Consider the following 19663-nt stretch of genomic DNA (forward strand, 5'->3'; position numbering starts at 1 on the left):
CGGGAGCTGTCTTCGCTCGAATGTACGACATGAGTACGGTTACTGTGATTTACGTCACTTTAGTCGAGAACCGTCTCGGAAACCCGGCTGACCGCGGTCCGCAGCGACTCCACGTGCTCGGCTCCGCCCGCGAGTCCCGCGGCGGGCCACCCGGCACCGGCGGCGAACAACCGCGCCCGCTGCCGGGTGGCGGGAACCTCGGCGAGCAGTCGGGACGAGGCGTAGTGCGGCTGGTCCGCCCACAGGATCACCGCCGCCGGCGCCGCACGGCGCACCGCTGCCCACAACCCCTCGCGCGGCACTCCCGCGCCGAACAGCCGCTGGCCCACTCCCGCGGACGACAGCGCCGCGGCCAACGCCACCAGCTCGAGCCCTTGCGGTTCGCCGGGCACGGGAGCGAGCACCACCGGGCGCGGGCTGACCGGCTCGGGCGCCGCGGCGATGACCGCGCGCAGCGCCGTCGAGGAGCAGTCCACCAGCAGCTGCTGCACCTCGATCCCGCTACCGGTGCGCTGCCGCCGCTCCACGACCGCGCGCAGCACCGGGTGCAGCGTCTCCTCCCATGTGGACACCACGCCGTCGGCCTCGACCGCCTCGCGCAGCAGACCCTGCGCGGCCCAGGTGTCCAGCGCCAACGCCGCCCGCCCCAGGCCGCGGGCACGGGGGCCCGCACCCGCCAGGCGCAACCCCTGCCCCCCGCTCCGAGTGGTGTCGATCTGTTCCGCGGGGCCGTCGTCGAGCACTCCCGACCGCAGCACCGGTTCGCTGCCGCTCGGTTTCGCCTCCGCGCGGACCGCGTCGGCGGGATCGCTCGGATCGATGTCGACGCTGCGCGCGAACCGCGCGGCCTCGGCCGGGGAGGCACCGCGCAGCAGTGCGCGCTGCATCTGCTCGAGCCGCGCGACGTCCTCGGGCGCGTAGCGGCGGTGGTGCCCGCTCGCGTGATCGCTGGGGCCCAGCCCGTAGCGGCGGTCCCACGTGCGCAGCGTGGCCGGCGCAACGCCGAGCCGGCGCGCGACCGCGGCAACTGTCAGACGGGGCTGCTGCAGGGGTTTCTCCGATGACTCGGGCGCAGCGGAACGCGGCTGCTCGGCCTCCGATTCCTCGCCCCGGGCCGAACGCCGCCGCGCGGTGCCCGTTCCTTCCGCTAAATCGGATTCGTGGGCCTGCGCCGCTTCGTGCTCGGCCGGCCGAGGCGTGGCGTCGTCGGAGTCGTGCTCGCGTTCCGGCCGTGTCATCACGCGGGACATGCTCCGGCTCTAGCACGCCGAGAGCAACCCAGTCGAGGTGATCGCGACAAGCACCCCCGAACGGACACCGCTGCCATGATTGACCAATATTTGGCGCGATTATGGTTGAACAACGTGTGGCTCGGTTTTACGGTGGATCTCGCGAGGTCGGGCCGAGCCCGACAGGGAGGGGAACCCACCAGTAGGAGGTGGTCGACGCAATGGCGGATACTCGACGTCTTCCAGGACCCAACGCTGATATCTGGGACTGGCAGATACGGGGTTCCTGCCGCGGAATGGACAGCGCGTACTTCTTCCACCCGGACGGTGAGCGCGGCCCTGCCCGCGCACGTCGCGAGGCCAAGGCCAAAGAAGTCTGCCAACGTTGCCCAGTGATCGCGCAGTGCCGAAACCACGCCCTGAGAGTGCAAGAGCCGTACGGCATTTGGGGCGGTTTGTCCGAGTCGGAACGCGAGATGATCATCAAGGCCCGCAAGCGCCAACACCAGATGATCCATCCCGAGGTGCCCCAGCAGGGCGGTCCGCAGGAGATCTCGGAGGTGCCCCAGCAGGGCGGTCCGCAGGAGATCTCGGAGGTGCCCCAGCAGGGCGGTCCGCAGGAGATCTCGGAGGAGCCTCAGCAGGAGGCTGCCAGGTTGGCGAGTTGACGCTGACGCTCGCCACCGCGCGAGCCTGCGGACAACGGTGAACATCGGTGCATGGCAGTGCATGCGAGTGCACATCGACGAGGGGCGCCATTCACCGCACGCCACAACTCCACACCGGACGCGAAGGACTCCGGGCAGGAGTGAGCTGCCCGGAGTCCTTTCTGTCCCGGGCGATCCTTCCCGCGCGAGCTCTTCCCGGTGGCACCGGGAATCCTCCGTCCGCAGACCGGTGCACGTGCATGTTCCGTTGCAACTGCACGTCCCAGGCGTGCGGCGCGCCGGACGAAAAAAGATCCCGGCGACCCCACCGCGGGGCCGCCGGGATCGGCGAAGGCTCGAGTCGAGCGAGAACGACGCTCGATCAGTGGCTGTGGCCGCCGCCCTCGTTCTCCTCTTCCTCGGGCTTGTCCACGACCGCGCTCTCGGTCGTCAGCAGCATCCGCGCCACCGAGGCGGCGTTGGACACGGCCGAACGGGTCACCTTCAGCGGGTCCACGATGCCCGGCTTGACCAGGTCACCGAAGGTCTCCTCGGCAGCGTTGAAACCGGAGCCCCACTCCATGTCGCGCACGCGGGACACCACGACGGCGCCCTCCTTGCCCGTGTTGTGCGCGATCCAGTACAGCGGGGACTCCAGCGCCGCGCGCACCAGGCGGACACCGGTGGCCTCATCGCCGGTCTTGCCCAGGTCGCCTTCCAGCACCTTGGCGCCGTGGATCAGCGAGGAACCACCGCCGGGGACGCTGCCCTCCTCCGCGGCGGCCTTGGCCGCGGAAACGGCGTCCTCGATGCGGGACTTGCGCTCCTTGAGCTCGGTCTCGGTGGCCGCGCCGACCTTGATGACCGCAACGCCGCCGGCAAGCTTCGCCAGCCGCTCCTGCAGCTTCTCGCGGTCCCAGTCGGAGTCGCTGGCGTCGATCTCCTTGCGGATCTGCTCGGTGCGGCCACGCACCTCGTCGGCGCTGCCGCGACCGTCCACAATGGTGGTGCTGTCCTTGGTCACGGTGACGCGGCGGGCACTGCCCAGCACCTCTCGGCCGACCTCGGACAGCTTCATGCCGACGTCCGGGGAGACGACCTGCGCACCGGTGGACACGGCCAGGTCCGCCAGGAAGCTCTTCCGGCGGTCACCGAAGTACGGGGCCTTCACCGCGACGACGCGGAAGGTCTTGCGCGCGGCGTTGACGACCAGGGTCGACAGCGCCTCGCCCTCGACGTCCTCGGCGATGATCAGCAGCGGCTTGTTGTCCTGCGCGATCTGCTCGAGCAGCGGGAGCATCTCCTGGATGTTGGAGATCTTCTCCTGGTGCAGCAGGATCTGCGCGTCCTCCAGCACCGCTTCCTGCCGCTCGGCGTCGGTGACGAAGTGCGGCGAGACGTAGCCCTTGTCGAACTCCAGGCCCTCGGTGACCTCGAGCTCGGTGGCCAGCGAGGAGGACTCCTCGATGGTCACCACGCCGTCCTCGCCGACCCGCTCCATCGCTTCGCCGACCAGCGCACCGATGTTCTCGTCACGCGAGGACACGGTGGCGATCTGCGCGATGTTGTCGCGGCCCTTGACCGGAGTGGCCTTGGCCTTCAGCTCCTCGACGACCGCGTCGGCGGCCGCCTCGATGCCAGCGTTCAGGGAAGCCGGGTTGGCACCGGCGGCCAGGTTGCGCAGGCCCTCGCGGACCAGGCCCTGGGCGACGACGGTGGCCGTCGTGGTGCCGTCACCGGCCACGTCGTTGGTCTTGGTGGCGACGCTCTTGACCAGCTGCGCACCAAGGTTCTCGTACGGGTCCTCGAGCTCGATCTCCCGAGCGATGGTCACGCCGTCGTTGGTGACCTGCGGCCCGCCGAACTGCTTGTCCAGCACGACGTGCCGACCGCGGGGACCGAGGGTCACCTTGACGGCATCGGCGAGCTGGTTGACTCCGCTTTCGAGCGCCCGGCGGGCGTGCTCGTCGAAGCTGATCTGCTTAGCCATGTGTTTCAGCCTTTTCGCGTGGAAGAGCGGTTGCGGATTGACGCACGCGAACCGCCCCGGTGATCCCGCTCGGGGACCTCCGGGGCGGCATCACTCGCACGGTGCTCGGCTTCAGTTGACGACGGCCAGCACGTCGCGGGCGGAGAGGATCAAGTACTCCTCGCCGTTGTACTTGACCTCGGTGCCGCCGTACTTCGAGTAGATGACGACGTCACCCTCGTTGACATCCAGCGGGATGCGGTTGCCCTTCTCGTCGATCCGCCCCGGACCGACAGCCAGTACCTTGCCCTCCTGGGGCTTTTCCTTGGCGGTGTCCGGGATCACGATGCCGGACGCGGTCGTCGTCTCGGCTTCGCTCGCCTGGACAACGATCTTGTCCTCAAGCGGCTTGATGCTCGCCACGGTGTGACCTCCACCTTCTGGGGCCTTCAAAGCATTGGCTGGATTTACGACGGCTACCGTGGCTCCCCGCCGTCGCGGGTGCCGGGGCGCTCCGGCGCCGTTCATCTAGCACTCTACCCACCCGAGTGCCAGTCCTCAACTACCACCGTCGGCGAACCTCGTGTTTTCGCTCGAACCGGTGGCCCTGCCAACCCCGGCGCAGCGCCCGGTCGCCGCAACGCTACCGCGCCGCCGCCGGTGCGGTAGCCACTTCGTCCACCCGCACCGCGAAATCCGTGCGCACGAACACCGAACGTGGTAACCGGTGATCCACAGTGCGTGATCTTCGCAGGTAGATCGGCATGCGTGAAATGTCACCGCGCGCCATGTGCGTTTCCCACAGCCCGGTTCGGTCTCCTAGGTTCACCCACATGGCTGCCCGCAGCAAACCCGCGAGTCGCCCATGGGAGCGCCGCCCCCGCCCGTCCCGCCCACCGGGCCCGAAGGCGCCTCCGAACCGTTCCGACCGCCGGCCGCGCTATTGAGCCCATCCCTGTGGAGCCCGGTCGCTGTGGAGCCCCAGACGCTGTGGATCCCGGTCGCCGCGGAGCATCAGTCGCTGCGGAGCATCAGCCGCTGTTGCGCATCAGCGCCGCCACCAGAAGGCTTTGATCAGGGCGAAGGCCTCGCGGCGGGCGCCGCGGGCGGCAACGCGCCGCAGTCCCGCGGCAGCCGCGTCGTGCCCCACCCCGTAGGCGTCAACGCCCGCTCGGCGGCACAGCGCCACCGAGCGGGGCAGGTGGAACCTCGTGGTCACGACGATCACCGAGTCCAATCTCAACTCCCGCGAGACGTGCAGGCACGAACGCCACGTGTCCACGCCGGATTCGTCGAGAACGACCGCCGCCGGCGGCACACCGCGCGCGACGAGGTGCTCGCGCATCACGACGGGTTCGCTGTGCCCGCGCGATGCGGGGCTTCCGCTGACGACGATGCGGCGCACCGCACCCCGCTCCCACAGGTCCAACGCGGTCTCCAACCTCCCGCGCAGGATGAGGCTGGGTCGGCCGTCGCTGCGCACTCCGGCGCCGAGCACGAGGGCGTGCGTGGTGCGCGGGACGTCGCCGGGACGGCGCAGTCGTCCGCGGACTCGCAGCAGCACCCACGCGCACGGGGCGAAGCACGCGACCGCCGCGGCCAGCAGCAGGCCCGCGATCGCCACGCTGATCGTTCGCACGTGCTCAGTGTGCAGGCCGCGCCGGACCACCGGAGGCGAGGGCGGCAATCTGCACGTGCGTTCCACGTGTAGGCCGCTACTCGACGTCGAGCACCCACAGCGAGAGGCGTGCCCGGGGTTCCTCCCAGCTGGCCCCGCCCCAACGGACAAAACGACCTGGCAATGTCCCGTTCAGCGCGCGACGACCGTCTCCACGGGCAGGCCCGGGTCGGCCGACAACCCCCGCGGGGACGGTTCGGCGGCGGCGGCGAGCACGTGCGCGCCCAGCGCCGCGATCATCGCGCCGTTGTCCGTGCACAGCCGCGGACGGGGCACGCGCAACCGCAGGCCCGCCCGTTCGCAGCGCTGCCGCGCGAGCCCGGCGATGCGCGAATTCGCCGCGACACCACCGGAGATCACGAGTGTGTCCACGTTGTGCTCCGCCGCGGCGCGCACCGCCTTGCTCGTGAGCACATCGGCCACCGCCTCCTGGAACGAGGCGCACACGTCGGCGAGCGGGATCTCGCGACCGGCGGCCTGCTCGTTCTCCACCCAGCGGGCCACGGCGGTCTTCACGCCGGAGAACGAGAAGTCGAACGGCGCGTCCCGCGGTCCGGTCAACCCCCGCGGGAAGTCGATCGCGCGCGGATCGCCCTCCGCCGCGCAGCGGTCGATCGGCGGCCCGCCGGGATAGGGCAGGTCTAGCACCCGGGCGACCTTGTCGTAGGCCTCGCCGGCGGCGTCGTCGATCGTGCTGCCGATCTCGGTGATCTTGTGCGCGATTCCCTCCACGAGCAGCAGCTGCGTGTGCCCACCGGAGACGAGCAGCGCGAGGCACCGCTCCGGCAGCGGGCCGTGTTCGAGCGTGTCGACGGCGACGTGCCCGGCGAGGTGGTTCACCCCGTACAGCGGGACGTCGAGCGCCGCGGCGTAGGCCTTCGCCGAGGCCACGCCGACCATCAACGCACCGGTCAGCCCCGGTCCCGAGGTCACCGCCACGGCGTCTACATCGGACAGTCGACGCCCGGACTGCTCCAGGCAGCGGTGCACCATCGGTGACATCGCCTGCAGGTGGGCGCGGCTGGCTATCTCCGGGACGACACCGCCGTAGCGGGCGTGTTCGTCCACACTGGAGGCCACGGAGTCGGCGAGCAGCTCCGCAGAACCGTCGGCGTCGAGGCGGACGAGTCCGACACCCGTCTCGTCGCACGAGGTCTCGATCCCGAGCACGATCCGCTCCGTCATCCCGCTTCCTCCCTCGCGTCCTGCGCACCGGCCGCGTCCTGCGCACCGGCGGCGGCCCGCGCGCGCCGCATGGTGTAGGCGTGCGCACCGGACGGCTGGTAGTAGTGCCGCCGCGTGCCGACGATCTCGAAGCCGTGCGCCTGATACATCCCGATCGCCACGTCGTTGTCGGTGCGGACTTCCAGGAACGTGACGGCGCCCCGCTCGTCCGCCCGCTCGAGCAGCCCCCGCAGGAGGGCGGTGCCCACCCCGCGGCCCTGCGCTCGCGGGTCGACACCGATAGTGTGCACCTCCGCTTCTGCTCCGTCACCGGAGCCGAGCAAGGCGAGGCCGGCGTAGCCGAGGAGCCGCTCGCAGGCGTCGTACGCACCAAGGTAGTAGTTCCCCTGGTTGAACTCGGATTCGAACATCTCCTTCGTCCAGGGGTCGTCGCCGGCGAACAGTTCCTGCTCCAGCACGGCGCAACGGCGCAGATCGCTGCGGCGCAGCCGCAGCACCGTCAGATCGGCGCCGGTCACCGGTCACCCCTCGCCGGCGTGACGCGCTTGCGCGGCCCCGGCTCGGCGGCGTCCGGACGCCGCAGGTACAGCGGCACCAGCGGGTCCGGTTCGGCACCGCTGCGCAGCGCCTCCGCGGTCGCAGCCACCAGGCCTTCCGGAGCGGGCCCGACCCCCTCGAGGCACCGGACGCCCTCGGGGACCTCCAGCGCGGCGGCCTTCTCCCCGAGGACCTCGGCGACCGCGTGCTCGGCGCCTGCGCACTCGGTGACGGGGACGTCCGCGGGCCGCTGCACGTGCGGACCGTCGACCCGGGTGTGCGCGTCGTCGTAGGCCGCCCAGTACACCTCCTTGCGCCGCGCGTCCGTGGCCACCAGGCAGGCGCCGGAAGCGCTGCGGGCGATCGCGTCGAGGCTGCACACCGGGTGCACCGGCAGCTCCAGCGCCGTACCGAGGGCCGCGGCCGTGGCCATGCCCACGCGCAGCCCGGTGAACGGACCCGGTCCGGAACCGACGACGACCGCGTCGGCCGCGGAGAGCTCGCAGCCGGCCTCGGCGGCGGCGTCGGCCAGGTGCGGCACGAGCAGCTCGCCGTGCGCACGGGGGTTCGTCGTGATCCGCGCGGCGAGGCGGCGCGGAGCGTCGCCGAGCTCGACGAGCCCGGCGGTGACCGCGGGGGTCGCTGTGTCCAACGCGATGACGAGCACGGCTACTCAGCGTAGCTCAACGCTGGTCACCACGGGTACACGGGTCGCTCGCCCCCGTCGGCCCGCCACGTGCGCGACTCACTCGTCGCGGCGCAGCAACCGCCCGCTCGGCGCGGGGGCGGTGCGTGCCCGGTCACCGTGGATGCGCCGCCCGCGCAGCCACGTCTGGCGCACCGCCCCGGCCAGCGGGCGCCCGTCGTAGGCGGTGACCGGGTTGCGGTGGTTGAGCTCCCGTGCGTCGACGACGAAGGCCTCCTCGGGGGCGAACACGCACAGGTCGGCGTCGTTGCCCGGTGCGATCGCGCCCTTGCGCGGCACGCCGAGCAGCCGGGCTGGTTCGGAAGCCATCCAGTGCACCACCTGCGCCAGGTCGTGGCCGCGGGCGCGGGCCTGGGTCCACACGGCGGGCAGGCTCACCTGCAAGCTGGCGACTCCCCCCCACGCGCCGCCGAAATCGCCGGTCTCCAGCAGTTTCAGCTCGGGCACGCAGGGCGAGTGGTCGGTGACCACGTAGTCGATGATCCCCTCCTGCAAGCCCTTCCAGAGCCGTTCGCGGTTGGCCGCGCCGCGGATCGGCGGGCAGCACTTGAACGCGGTGGCGCCGTCGGGGATCTCCTCGGCGCAGAACGAGAGGTAGTGCGGGCAGGTTTCCACGGTGACCGGCACGCCTTCGGCGCGCGCCCGCGCGAGCTCGTCGAGGGCGCCGGCCGCGGCGAGGTGGACGATGTGCACGCGGCACCCGGTGCGCCGGGAGAGTTCGAGAACGCGGGAAATGGCGGTGACTTCGGCGGATTCCGGGCGCGAGTCGAGGAACGACCGGTAGCCCGTGCCGGCGGCCTGCGGTGCGTGCTCGACGGTCTCGGCGTCCTCGGCGTGCACGATCAGCAGCGCGTCGCTGCCGGCCAGTTCGCGCATCGCCTTTTCCAGCTCGTCCTCGGTCAGCCCGGGGAACTCGTCCACGCCGGAGTGCAGCAGGAAGCCCTTGAAGCCGAACACGCCCGCCTCGTGCAGCCCGCGCAGTTCGGCGACGTTGCCGGGCACGACACCGCCCCAGAAGCCGACGTCGACGTGCACGGCCTCGGCGGCCGACCGCTGCTTGGCGGCGAGCCCGTCGCCGCTCGTGGTGGGCGGGATGCTGTTCAGCGGCATGTCGAGGATGGTCGTGATGCCGCCGGCCGCGGCGGCGCGGGTGGCGGTGGGGAAGCCTTCCCACTCCGACCGGCCGGGGTCGTTGACGTGCACGTGGGCGTCGACGAGCCCGGGCAGCAGGACTTCGTCCGCGCCCAGGGAGATCTCGTGACCCGCGTTCCACCGCGCGTCGAGCGCGTCGACAGCGGTGATGGTGCCGTCGCGCACCGCCACGCTGCCTGCTGCTTCGCCGTGCTGGGTGATCATCCGCGGAGCGCGGAACACGGTCTCCGGGTTGTCGGGGGTCGACGCTGCCACTGGGACTCCTTCCTCGAGCTTCAACAGAATGTTGAGCCTTGTTCGCGCGCCGGGTCAAGCTCCGCCTCCGCGAGGGAGCGACGCCCCAGGTGCGTGCACATTTCGCGTGGAAATGCACGAACGGGCGGTCGCGACGCCCTCACAGACCGCGGTCGCGGGCCACCTTCTCCCCGAGCTCGGCCAGCAGCTCCGCTGCCCGGTCCAGGCACCGCTGCGGCTCCGGTTCGATGTCGGCCAACGCGTACGCGCCCGCGAACCCGGCCGCGCGCAGCCGCTCGGGCGGCAACGAGCACACGCCCGCGACCGCGAGGACGGGCACACCGGCCGCGCGCGCCCGTTCCGCGACTCCGGCGGGCCCCTTGCCGTGCAGCGTCTGCTCGTCCAGCGATCCCTCACCGGTGACGACGAGCTCCGCACCGGTCAAGCCCCCGGCGAAGTCGACCAGTTCCAGGACCACGTCCACCCCCGGACGCATGCGCGCACCGAGCGCCGACAGCGCCGCGAAGCCCACGCCGCCGGCCGCGCCCGCCCCGGGTTCGGCGGCCACGTCGCGCCCGCCTGCCCGCCGCAGCGCACCCGCCCAGTTGCCGAGCGCCGCGTCCAGCCGCCCGAGCTGGTCGCCCTCGGCGCCCTTCTGCGGCCCGTAGACGTGCGCCGCGCCGTTCTCCCCGAGCAGCGGGTTGTTCACGTCGGAGGCCAGCACGATGTCCGTTCCGGACAGCCGAGGATCCAGAGTGGACAGATCCACGGCTGCGACGTCGCGCAGTCCCGCGCCGCTCGGCGGCACCTCCCGGCCGTCGGCGTCGGTGATCCGCGCGCCGAGCGCGGCGAGCAAGCCGGCACCTCCGTCGGTGCTGGCCGAACCGCCCACGCCGAGCACCACGGTGCGCGCCCCGGCGTCCAGCGCCGCGGCGACCGCCTCGCCCGTGCCGGTGCTGTGCGCGGTCATCGGGGCCAGGTTCCGCGGATCGAGCAGCGCCAGCCCGGAGGCCGTGGCCATCTCCACCACCGCGGTCGACCCGTCGACGGCGATCTCGGTGTCCACCGGCTCGCCGACCGGTCCGGTGACCCGCACCGGAACGGGCCGGTATCCGGCGGCGACCGCCGCGCGCACCGTGCCGTCACCGCCGTCGGCGACCGGGGCGATGCGCACCGCCAGGTCCGGGTTCACCCGGCGCAGGCCCGCCGCGACCGCATCGGCCACCTCCGGCGCGGCCAACGAGCCCTTGAACTTGTCCGGTGCGATCAGCACTGCCACAGACCTTCTCCCGTCACCAGGTCTCTCCCACTGCAAGAGGGGTGTTGCCCGCCGAGACGCCCGGCTCGCCCGACGGGCAACACTGGGGGCAACGAGTCCCATTCCACCCGATACCCCCGGCCTGCGGAAGGGGCGCCGCGCGCTACGCGCGGGCCGCCTGCCCCGCCCGGTCGGTGCTGCCGGACGCGGGGATCCCCTCGGGGAACGGGACGGGTTCGGGCTCGATGAGCCCGTCGATGCGGCCACCGCGAGCCGTGTCGGCCTCCCGCTCGATCATCGCCTCGACGAGCACCGGCCGACTCGTCTCGCCGGCGGTCTTGCGGGCCCACTCGATCGACTCCGCCAGATCACCCGGATCGCGCACGCGGCAGCCGGTGCAGCCGTAGGCCTGCATGATCGCCACGTTGTCGGTGCCGTACTCGTCGTAGTGCAGGTCGACCTCGGTGTTCATCGAATAGCCGTCGGCCTCGGCCTGCCGGATGAGGCCCAGGTACTCGTTGTTGAGCATGACGATCACGAACGGGATGTCGTACTGGGCGCTGACCGCCAGCTCCTCCACGAGGAACTGGAAGGAGTAGTCGCCCACCACGGCCACCACTTCGGCGTCGGGTTCGGCCGACTTCACCCCGATCGCCGCGGGCACCTCCCAGCCCAGCGGGCCCGCCTGCCCGCACACCTGGTAGTGCCGCGGCAGGTGGGTGCGCTGGAACTGGCCGGACCAGATCTGGTACAGCCCGATCGCCGTGACGAAGTACGTCTCCGGCCCGAACATGTCGTTGAGCTCGCGGAACACGCGCGGGGCCTTGATCGGCACGTCGTCGTAGTCGTCCGGCCGGACCAGCGCCTGCTTGAGCTCGCCGACGCGCTCGACCCATCCGCGGAAGTCGGTCGCTGCCGCGCGTTCCCGAGCCTGCCGCAGCATTTCCTGCAAGAACAGCCGGGTGTCCGAGACCACACCCAGGTCCGGGCCGAAAACCTTGCCGAGCTGGGTGGGTTCGATGTCGACGTGGATGAACCGCCGGTCACCGCGGTAGACGTCGACATCGCCGGTGTGCCGGTCGCCGAACCGCGCACCGAGCGCCAGCACGAGGTCGGATTCCAGCAGCGACTCGTTGCCGTAGCGGTGCGCCGTCTGGATCCCGGTCATGCCGGCGAACAGCTCGTGGTCCTCGGGGAACGACCCCTTGCCCATGAGCGTCACCTGCACCGGGATGCCGAGCAGTTCGGCGAGTTCGCGCAGCTGCGGCCACGCCTCCGCACCGATGACACCGCCGCCGGCCAGCAGCAGCGGGCGTTCCGACTCGAGCAGCATGTCCAGCGCCTTGCGCACCCGCGGCGGGTGCGGGTGCACCGCGGAAACCGGCAGCGGAGCGTCCACGCCGGAGTCCCACGGGATGTGCTGCTTCTGCACGTCCAGCGGCAGGTCGATCAGCACCGGGCCGGGACGGCCGGACCGCGCGGTGCGGAAGGCCTCGCGGAAGATCCACGGCGCCTGCGCGGCCTCGTTGACCCGCACCGACCACTTCGTGACCGGGCGGGCGACGTCGACGATGTCGACGGCCTGGAAGGCCTCCTGGTGCAGCTTCGACGACACCGCCTGACCGGTGATGCACACCATCGGGATCGAGTCGGCCTGCGCCGTGTACAGACCCGTGATCATGTTCGTGCCGGCGGGTCCGGAGGTGCCGATCGCCACCCCCACACCGCCGGTGGTGCGCGACCAGCCGTCGGCCATGTGCGTGGCACCTTCCTCGTGCCGCACCACGAGGTGCTCGATCGGGCTGTGCTCCAGCTCCGCGTACAGGGGCAGGATCGCCGCTCCCGGGCAGCCGAACACGGTGGTGGCGCCTTCGGACTCCAGCACGTCCACGACGGCCCGCATGGCGGGGACTGTTGGGATCATGTGAGACTTCCTCTCAGGTGCGGCGCTTCGGCGCGCACCGGTGGGAGCGGGTGGCGGTGGAATGCTTGGCGGCTACCCGACCGCCACCCGCGACCTTGCGGTTGGGCTCGTCGGCCGTGGTCCGACCGGAAGCGCGCGCGGCGCGGTCAGTCCCGACCGTTCAGGTTGTTGATCTGCCGCAGCAGGCCGGAGTGGTCCAGCGCCCCGTCGCCCTGCGCGTTGGCCGCCGCGACGAGCTGGCTGACCAGCGACCCCAGCGGGATCGTCAAACCGGCCTCGCGGGCCGCTGCCTGCACGATCCCCATGTCCTTGTGGTGCAGTTCGAGCCGGAACCCCGGGCCGAACTCGCGATCGCGCATCTTGGTCCCCTTGGCGTCGAGCACCGCGCTGCCGGCCAGGCCGCCGCCGAGGACCTCCAGGCCCGCCTTGGTGTCGACGCCGTAGGACTCGAGGAACACCAGCGCTTCGGCCAGCAGGCCGATGTTGCCGGCGACGATGAGCTGGTTGGCCGCTTTCACGGTCTGCCCGGCACCGGCGGGTCCGACGTGCACGATCGTCGAGCCGACCACGTCGAGCACCTCCCGCGCGGCGGCGAAGGTGTCCTCACTTCCACCGGCCATGATGGACAGCGAGCCGTCCACGGCCTTCGGCTCACCACCGCTGACGGGCGCGTCGAGCATGCGCACGCCCTTGTCCGCGGCGGCCTCGGCGACCTGGCGCGCCACGTCGGGCCGGATGGTGCTGAAGTCGATGAGCAGCGTCCCCGCGGGCAGGTGGGCGAGCACGCCGTCCTCGCCGGTCACCACCGCTTCCACGTCCGGCGAGTCCGGCAGCATGGTGACCACGACATCGGCCCCGCGCACCGCCTCGGCGACGCTGGTGGCGGCCTCGCCGCCCTGCTGGACCAGCCGGTCGACCTTGGCCCGGCTGCGGTTGTATCCGGTGACTTCGTGGCCTGCGGCGACGAGGTTCGCCGCCATGGGGCCACCCATGATGCCCAGTCCGATGAATCCGATGCGGCTCAATTCGGTTCCTCCTGATGTTCCTCAACGCTGTTGTGCGCGCGGGATGCGCCGTTGGTGCGGATGCTGCTTCCGCAGTGGTGGCGAACGGAGCTGTTCACGACTCGCAACAGCTACCCGGCGATCGCTCACTGGATCCAGTTGAAGCTGTCCGTGGTCGCTGCGCTCGGCTTGTACTCGAGTCCGATGTGACCGGTGTAGCCGAGGTCGTCGAGTTCCCGGAAGTGCCGGGAGAAATCGATCGATCCGGTGCCCGGTTCGTTGCGGCCGGGAGCGTCGGCGATCTGCACGTGCCCGATGTGCCGGCCGTGGTCGCGCACCGCGCGCGACGGGTCGTCACCGTTGGCCACCAGGTGGTAGATGTCCAGCAGCAGACCCACGTTGTGCACGTCCCGCGCCCGCGCGCGTTCGATGGCGGCCACCGCGTCGCCCGCGGTGTGCAGCGGGTAGGCGGGTGTCCCGCTGACGGGTTCGACGAGCACGGTCCCGTCGATCTCGGCCGCCGCCTTGGCGGCGCTCACGAGGCTCTCGGTCGCCACCGCGTCCTGCTCGGCGGGGTCGACGCCCTCGACGCGGTTGCCGTACAGCGCGTTGAACGCCCGGCAGCCCAGTCGTTTGCCGATGTCGACGGTGATGTCGATGTTGTCGCGGAACTCGTGCGCCCGGGCGGGCTGCGAGAGCACGCCGCGGTCACCGGCCGGCATGTCGCCGGCGAAGAAGTTCAGCCCGACCAGGGACACTCCGGCGTCCTCGACGGCATGGACGAAGCGGTCGACTTCCCGTTCGGACGGGACCGGGTCCGGGAAGGGCCACCAGAACTCGATCGCGTCGAAGCCGGCGGCCTTGGCCGCGGCGGGACGGTCGAGCAGGTCGAGCTCGGTGAAGAGCACGGAGAGGTTGACGTCGAAACGGGAGCGATCCACCGACAACGCCTCTTTTCATATTACGGAACTAAAATTTCGTACAGCGATAGACTAAGCGAGCAGGTGCGGAGCGGTCAACGCCGCACGCGTCGCACGTTCCGCCGAATCGCGGGCTTTCGAGCTCCGCCGCGACCCGGTGACCGCGGCACGGCCTGCCTCGGCGCGGCCGCGAACCGCCGGTTACGGTTGCCGCAGGAGGTCGTCGATGATCCTGAACGCCGAGTTCACCACCGAGCCCTTCCAGGGCGAGGGCGAACCGCCCGCGCACGCCGTCAACGCGCGTGACGTCCTGCTCGCGGCGGGCCTCGACCCCGACTTCGGACCGCTGGGCACGGCCGTGCACGGGGACCACTCGACGGTGCTGCCCGCGCTGGCCGAAGTGCTGCACTCGGCGCTCACCTCCGGCGCGAACCGGGTGACCCTGCAGATCACCGTGGACGACGCGGCTTCGGAGGACGCGCCCGCGAACGAGACGAGCCCGGGCGAGGCGAACCCGGAAGACGCGGCCCCCGCGGTCGGCGAGGACTCCGCCCCCGGAACGGCCACCCCAGGAACGGCGTGAGGCGCGCTCGGAACATGCGCGCAGCGCAACCCACCTGCCACCCGGTGTGTTCGACACGCGGGACACGCCGGCGGGTCGACTCAGTACGCTGATGGCCGTGCACCCCCTGGCCACCGCGATCGCCCCGCTGCTCGACCGGCTCGGCGCCGTCTCGGTCCCCGTCGAGCAGCGCGAACCCGACGACGTCGTGCTCTACTGGGACGGCGCTCCGGCCGTCGCCGTCCGGCTCCCCAACGAGGAGATCACCACCGCCCTGGACCGGCTCATCGGCCAGGTCGAACGCGAACTCGGCGGCACGCTCTCCGAGCTGCCGCGCCCGGAAAAGCAGCAGGCCGTGCGGTTGCTCGAAGAACGCGGTGCGTTCACACTGCGCAAGTCGGTCGAGACCGTGGCCCGGTCGCTCGGCGTCAGCCGCTTCACGGTCTACAACTACCTCAACCGCGCGGACTGAGCCCGCGTCCGCTCCGCAGAGCAGCAGTCCCACAGAGCAGCAGCCCCGCAGCACCCGCCCCGCAGCGCAGCAGCCCCGCAGCGTCCGCTCCGCAGGGCAGCAGCCCCGCAGCACCCGCCCCGCAGGACGTCCGGACCGCAGCACCGCGCGATGTGCTCCGCGCACAACACCGTGCCCACGCTATTCAACAAAGTGTTGACACCTGGCTGAACCCGGCCGTAGCTTGACCCGCACCGGCACGGAGAACCTTCACGCGGCCATTCGGCGCATTTCTCGAACAGGAGAACCATTCGCCCGGGCGGCTGCACTCACGGAGAGAACGCGATGTCGACACCTGTCACCGACACCGGCTCGGGGCTGACCAAACTCAACGGCCTGCCCCGACCGGAACTCGTCAAACAATTGCAAGCCTGCCTGGACGTACCCCGTTGGGCGACCGACATCGCCGATCAGCGGCCGTTCGGCAGCACCCGGGAGCTCTACGAGGCCGCCGACCGGGCGGCCGACCCGCTGGAGACCGAGGAGATCCACGGCGCTCTCGCGGCCCATCCGCGCATCGGCGAACGCACCGAGGGGGAAGGCTCCTTCTCCCGGTCCGAGCAGTCCGGTGTGGACACCGAAGACGAGGCGCTGACGCGGGCGCTGCGCGAGGGCAACGAGGAGTACGAGCGCCGCTTCGGCCACGTCTACCTGGTGTGCGCCAGCGGGCGCGGCGGGCAGGAGCTGCTCGAGATCCTGCGCTCCCGACTGGACAACGACGCGGAGGCGGAACTCGACGTGGTCGCCACCGAACTGCGCAAGATCGCACGACTCCGATTGGCCAAGGTGATCGAACAATGAGCGCCGTGACCACGCACATCCTCGACGCCGCGCGCGGACAACCCGCCGCCGGCGTCGCGGTCCACCTCGAGTCCCTCGTGGACTCGCAGTGGAAACTCCTCGCCGAGGGCGAAACCGATGACGACGGCCGGATCCGGGACCTCGGGCCGGACCGCCTCGACGCCGGCGACTACCGGCTCACCTTCGCCACCGGCGACTACTTCGACCGGCAGGGTGTGGCGACCTTCTACCCCCAGGCGCAGATCACCTTCCGACTGGCCGACCCCGAACAGCACTACCACGTTCCCCTGCTGCTCAGTCCGTTCGCATTTTCCACCTACCGAGGGAGCTGACCAACGATGGGTGTCGTACTCGGGCACAACCAATACGGCAAGGCCGAGGTGCGCATGGTGGCGGTGGACCGCTCCAGCACCCGCCACCGCATGCGCGACCTCACCGTGAGCACATCGCTGCGCGGTGATTTCGCCAGCGCCCACCACGATGGCGACAACTCGAACGTGTTGCCCACCGACACGCAGAAGAACACCGTCTACGCCTTCGCCAAGGAACAACCGATCGGCGCGATCGAGGACTTCGCGCTGCGCCTCGGCCACCACTTCGTGAACACGCAGGAACCCGTCACCGGCGCGCGCATCCTCGCCGAGGAGCACCCCTGGGAACGCATCCCCGTCGGCGGCACCGGGCACGACCACTCGTTCCTGCGCAGCGGCGAGGAGAAGCGCACCACCGCCGTCACCATGCACAACGGCGAGGCGCACGTGGTCTCCGGCCTGTCCGACCTGGTCGTGCTCAAATCCACCGGCTCCGAGTTCTGGGGATACCCCAAGGACCGCTACACCACGCTGGCCGAGACCGAGGACCGCGTGCTGGCCACGGCCGTCACCGCGCGGTGGCGCTACCAGCACAACGACGTGGACTGGGACAAGAGCTTCTCCTCGATCCGCGCAACGCTGCTGGAGGCCTTCGCCACCACGCACAGCCTCGCGCTGCAGCAGACGCTCTACGAAATGGGCCGCTCGGCACTGGAAGCGCACTCCGAACTCGCCGAAGTGCGCCTGTCGCTGCCGAACAAGCACCACTTCCTCGTGGATCTGTCCTACTGCGACCTGGAGAACAACAACGAGGTCTTCTTCGCCGCCGACCGCCCGTACGGGCTGATCGAAGGCACGGTGACCCGCGACGACGTTCCGGAATCCCCGGAAGCCTGGTTCAGCCTGCCCGAGTTCTAAAATCGGCGGGAGATCCTTCCCGCGCCGTTTTCAGCTGCTTTCGTTCCGACCGCCGCGTCCGGATCTTCCTCCCCGCACACGGCGGATTCCGGAACCCGCGTGCCGATCATTCCGCACGCCGTTTCTGACGAACACCGGCTCGTCTCCTGCGATCCGGGCATTCCTCACTCGTTCCTCCGGGAGTGGTTCGGATGCTCACTGCGGTGTTGCTCGAACGGGAACCGGCGCGCGGACTCGGCACGTCACGGGGCCATCGGGGTTTCCCCGGTGGCCCCGCGCGTTTTCGCACCCCCACTGCCGACAATTCCGCTACTGCACCCTCCCCGGCCCGGAATTCGTCGCCGGTGCGGTTCACCTGCTCCTCACCCCTCTAGGAGAGCACCATGGCCCTGTTCACCACGCGGCGGAACCGCGGTTCCCGCAACGGCAGATCCGACCTGCACCCGGTCGACCAGACACTGCCCTGGTGGCGGATGCTCGCGCTCGGCGTGCAGCACATCGCGGCGATGTACGCGGGCGTGGTCGCACCGCCGCTCATCGTCGGTGAAGCGATCGGGCTGCCGCCGCTGAAGATGGCCCTGCTCATCGCCGCGAGCCTGTTCACCGCGGGGCTGGCCACCGTGCTCCAGTCCGTCGGCGTGTGGCGGATCGGGGCGCGCCTGCCGTTCGTCAACGGCGTCACGTTCGCCTCGGTGGCACCGATGCTGGCGATCGTGGACCAGCAGTCCGACGACCCGCTGCCCGTGCTCTACGGCTCGGTGCTCATCGCCGGTGTGCTCGCGTTCTTCGCCGCGCCCTACTTCTCGCGGCTGCTGCGGTTCTTCCCGCCGCTGGTCAACGGCACGGTGATCACGCTGATCGGGCTGTCGCTGATGCCGGTGGCGATCAACTGGATCGCCGGCGACGACCCGGAGGCGCCGAACTACGCAACGGGCCAGAAGATCATCCTCGGCGCGGCCACGTTCACCCTCGTGGTCATCCTCAACCGCGTTCTCAAGGGGTTCTGGAACCGCATCTCGCTGCTCATCGGGCTCGTCGCCGGCACGCTCGTGGCGTGGCCGCTGGGTGCGGTGGACAGCACCACGTTCGACAACTCCCCGGTTTTCAACCTGCCGGTTCCGTTCGAGCTAGCCACGCCCGCGTTCAGCTTCACCGCGACGCTGTCCATCTGCATCGTCATGCTCGTGGCGATGACCGAGAGCACAGCGGACATGATCGCGCTGGGCGAGGTCGTCGACAAGCCCGCCGACGAGAAGACCATCGCGGCGGGGCTGCGCGCCGACGGTGCGGGCAGCGCGCTGAGCGCGGTGTTCGGCGGATTCACCTGCAGCGCGTTCGCGCAGAACATCGGCCTGGTCGCGCTGACCCGCGTGCGCAGCCGTTTCGTCGTCGCCACGGCCGGCGGGGTGCTCATCCTGCTGGGGCTGTTCCCCATCGTCGGCGCGATCATCTCGCTGGTGCCGCAGCCGGTGCTGGGCGGTGCCGCGCTCGTGCTGTTCGGCTCGGTGGCGGCCAGCGGCATCAAGACGCTGAGCAAGGCCGACCTCGGCGATCCGTTCAACGCGCTGGTGGTCTCCGGTGCGATCGGGATCGGCATGATCCCCGTGGCCGCGCCCGACTTCTACGAGAACTTCCCGGCGGCGATGCGCACCATCCTCGACTCGGGCATCAGCACCGGTTGCCTCGTCGCGATCCTGCTGAACCTGCTGTTCAACAGCTTCCGCGCGGGTTCTGCGACCGAGCACGGCGGCGAGGTCGCGCCCGAGGGCACGGCAGCTGCGAGCGATTCCGGTGAAGGGGCTCCGGTTCCGCGCGGTGCTGCCGCGGGTGCCACGGCGAACGCGGGTCCTGCGGGCAGCGGGGGTTCTGCTGCGGGAGCGGGCTCCGCGGGCGCCGCGGCGGAGGAAACGGCGACCGCGATCCCGCAGCAGGTGCAGGAAGGTGCGACGGACGCGACGTCCGCCGAGGGTTCTCGCTGAGCACCTCCGCCAGCTGCGCCGGACGTCCGCCGCGCGGGCGTTCCTCGTGCGGGCGTTCCTCGTGCGAACGAGCACGGGGAACGCCCGCGCAGCAAGGCCGGAGTACCTGCCCGTTGGCTGAGGCCCTGGCTCGTCGCA

The 19663-nt window shown here is 70.8% G+C and carries 18 protein-coding genes and 1 pseudogene; 7 read left to right on the forward strand and 12 right to left on the reverse strand.

Annotated elements, in window-relative coordinates:
- Nucleotides 1–59: 59 nt before the first annotated feature.
- Entirely contained in the window at nucleotides 60–1250 is a 1191-nt protein-coding gene (locus ACVGV2_RS18075) for a MerR family transcriptional regulator (protein ID WP_459163540.1), read from the reverse strand.
- A 200-nt stretch (nucleotides 1251–1450) separates the two neighbouring features.
- Here ACVGV2_RS18075 and ACVGV2_RS18080 point away from each other — a divergent pair.
- Nucleotides 1451–1741: pseudogene (locus tag ACVGV2_RS18080) on the forward strand (WhiB family transcriptional regulator); the annotation flags it as partial.
- A gap of 517 nt (nucleotides 1742–2258) precedes the next feature.
- Here the strand turns inward: ACVGV2_RS18080 and groL are convergent.
- The 11 genes from groL to ACVGV2_RS18135 form a co-directional block, all read right to left on the reverse strand.
- Nucleotides 2259–3866: a chaperonin GroEL gene (groL, locus tag ACVGV2_RS18085; RefSeq protein WP_459163541.1), complete on the reverse strand. Its 1608-nt coding sequence runs from the start codon at nucleotides 3864–3866 to the stop codon at nucleotides 2259–2261.
- A 111-nt stretch (nucleotides 3867–3977) separates the two neighbouring features.
- Nucleotides 3978–4268: a co-chaperone GroES gene (gene groES, locus ACVGV2_RS18090; protein ID WP_459157310.1), complete on the reverse strand. Its 291-nt coding sequence runs from the start codon at nucleotides 4266–4268 to the stop codon at nucleotides 3978–3980.
- Nucleotides 4269–4893: 625 nt separating this feature from the next.
- Nucleotides 4894–5484, reverse strand: a complete 591-nt coding sequence (locus ACVGV2_RS18095) for a SanA/YdcF family protein (protein ID WP_459163542.1) — start codon at nucleotides 5482–5484, stop codon at nucleotides 4894–4896.
- A gap of 171 nt (nucleotides 5485–5655) precedes the next feature.
- The gene (gene tsaD / locus ACVGV2_RS18100; protein WP_459163543.1) at nucleotides 5656–6708 is read right to left on the reverse strand and encodes a tRNA (adenosine(37)-N6)-threonylcarbamoyltransferase complex transferase subunit TsaD; all 1053 of its coding nucleotides are present in this window, start codon (nucleotides 6706–6708) and stop codon (nucleotides 5656–5658) included.
- The gene (gene rimI, locus ACVGV2_RS18105; RefSeq protein ID WP_459163544.1) at nucleotides 6705–7226 is read right to left on the reverse strand and encodes a ribosomal protein S18-alanine N-acetyltransferase; all 522 of its coding nucleotides are present in this window, start codon (nucleotides 7224–7226) and stop codon (nucleotides 6705–6707) included. Before rimI ends, tsaD begins: the two co-directional genes overlap by 4 nt.
- Nucleotides 7223–7912: a tRNA (adenosine(37)-N6)-threonylcarbamoyltransferase complex dimerization subunit type 1 TsaB gene (tsaB, locus tag ACVGV2_RS18110; protein WP_459163545.1), complete on the reverse strand. Its 690-nt coding sequence runs from the start codon at nucleotides 7910–7912 to the stop codon at nucleotides 7223–7225. Before tsaB ends, rimI begins: the two co-directional genes overlap by 4 nt.
- A gap of 78 nt (nucleotides 7913–7990) precedes the next feature.
- Nucleotides 7991–9358, reverse strand: coding sequence for an allantoinase AllB (gene allB, locus ACVGV2_RS18115; RefSeq protein ID WP_459163546.1), 1368 nt, complete (start codon nucleotides 9356–9358; stop codon nucleotides 7991–7993).
- A 139-nt stretch (nucleotides 9359–9497) separates the two neighbouring features.
- On the reverse strand, nucleotides 9498–10610 hold the full coding sequence (locus tag ACVGV2_RS18120; protein ID WP_459166048.1) for a glycerate kinase: 1113 nt from the start codon (nucleotides 10608–10610) through the stop codon (nucleotides 9498–9500).
- A 148-nt stretch (nucleotides 10611–10758) separates the two neighbouring features.
- On the reverse strand, nucleotides 10759–12498 hold the full coding sequence (gcl, locus tag ACVGV2_RS18125) for a glyoxylate carboligase (protein ID WP_459166049.1): 1740 nt from the start codon (nucleotides 12496–12498) through the stop codon (nucleotides 10759–10761).
- 167 nt (nucleotides 12499–12665) lie between these two features.
- The gene (locus ACVGV2_RS18130) at nucleotides 12666–13544 is read right to left on the reverse strand and encodes a 2-hydroxy-3-oxopropionate reductase (protein ID WP_459163547.1); all 879 of its coding nucleotides are present in this window, start codon (nucleotides 13542–13544) and stop codon (nucleotides 12666–12668) included.
- Between the two features lie 125 nt (nucleotides 13545–13669).
- The gene (locus ACVGV2_RS18135; protein WP_459163548.1) at nucleotides 13670–14464 is read right to left on the reverse strand and encodes a hydroxypyruvate isomerase family protein; all 795 of its coding nucleotides are present in this window, start codon (nucleotides 14462–14464) and stop codon (nucleotides 13670–13672) included.
- A 205-nt stretch (nucleotides 14465–14669) separates the two neighbouring features.
- On the opposite strand from ACVGV2_RS18135, the gene ACVGV2_RS18140 reads away from it, so the two are divergent.
- The 6 genes from ACVGV2_RS18140 to ACVGV2_RS18165 all read left to right on the forward strand — a co-directional run bounded on the left by ACVGV2_RS18140 (nucleotide 14670) and on the right by ACVGV2_RS18165 (nucleotide 19525).
- Nucleotides 14670–15026, forward strand: a complete 357-nt coding sequence (locus ACVGV2_RS18140) for a thiamine-binding protein (RefSeq protein WP_459163549.1) — start codon at nucleotides 14670–14672, stop codon at nucleotides 15024–15026.
- A gap of 97 nt (nucleotides 15027–15123) precedes the next feature.
- Nucleotides 15124–15477, forward strand: coding sequence for a helix-turn-helix domain-containing protein (locus tag ACVGV2_RS18145; RefSeq protein WP_459166050.1), 354 nt, complete (start codon nucleotides 15124–15126; stop codon nucleotides 15475–15477).
- A 324-nt stretch (nucleotides 15478–15801) separates the two neighbouring features.
- A complete protein-coding gene (gene uraD / locus ACVGV2_RS18150) occupies nucleotides 15802–16317 on the forward strand; it encodes a 2-oxo-4-hydroxy-4-carboxy-5-ureidoimidazoline decarboxylase (RefSeq protein WP_459163550.1) in 516 nt (171 codons plus the stop codon).
- Entirely contained in the window at nucleotides 16314–16649 is a 336-nt protein-coding gene (gene uraH / locus ACVGV2_RS18155) for a hydroxyisourate hydrolase (protein WP_459163551.1), read from the forward strand. The genes uraD and uraH overlap by 4 nt, the downstream gene beginning before the upstream one ends.
- A 6-nt stretch (nucleotides 16650–16655) precedes the next feature.
- The gene (pucL, locus tag ACVGV2_RS18160; protein ID WP_459163552.1) at nucleotides 16656–17546 is read left to right on the forward strand and encodes a factor-independent urate hydroxylase; all 891 of its coding nucleotides are present in this window, start codon (nucleotides 16656–16658) and stop codon (nucleotides 17544–17546) included.
- Nucleotides 17547–17929: 383 nt separating this feature from the next.
- Nucleotides 17930–19525 (forward strand): nucleobase:cation symporter-2 family protein, encoded by a 1596-nt coding sequence (locus ACVGV2_RS18165; protein ID WP_459163553.1) that lies wholly within the window; start codon nucleotides 17930–17932, stop codon nucleotides 19523–19525.
- Nucleotides 19526–19663 lie beyond the last annotated feature (138 nt).

It is taken from the genome of Bounagaea algeriensis (assembly GCF_054491375.1).

Excerpts from the sequence above, each read along its gene's own strand:
- uraH (WP_459163551.1), top strand. The coding sequence starts at position 16,314 with ATGAGCGCCGTGACCACGCACATCCTCGACGCCGCGCGCGGACAACCC.
- ACVGV2_RS18140 (WP_459163549.1), top strand. The coding sequence starts at position 14,670 with ATGATCCTGAACGCCGAGTTCACCACCGAGCCCTTCCAGGGCGAGGGC.
- pucL (WP_459163552.1), top strand. The coding sequence starts at position 16,656 with ATGGGTGTCGTACTCGGGCACAACCAATACGGCAAGGCCGAGGTGCGC.
- ACVGV2_RS18165 (WP_459163553.1), top strand. The coding sequence starts at position 17,930 with ATGGCCCTGTTCACCACGCGGCGGAACCGCGGTTCCCGCAACGGCAGA.
- groL (WP_459163541.1), bottom strand. The coding sequence starts at position 3,866 with ATGGCTAAGCAGATCAGCTTCGACGAGCACGCCCGCCGGGCGCTCGAA.
- uraD (WP_459163550.1), top strand. The coding sequence starts at position 15,802 with ATGTCGACACCTGTCACCGACACCGGCTCGGGGCTGACCAAACTCAAC.
- ACVGV2_RS18075 (WP_459163540.1), bottom strand. The coding sequence starts at position 1,250 with ATGTCCCGCGTGATGACACGGCCGGAACGCGAGCACGACTCCGACGAC.
- gcl (WP_459166049.1), bottom strand. The coding sequence starts at position 12,498 with ATGCGGGCCGTCGTGGACGTGCTGGAGTCCGAAGGCGCCACCACCGTG.
- tsaD (WP_459163543.1), bottom strand. The coding sequence starts at position 6,708 with ATGACGGAGCGGATCGTGCTCGGGATCGAGACCTCGTGCGACGAGACG.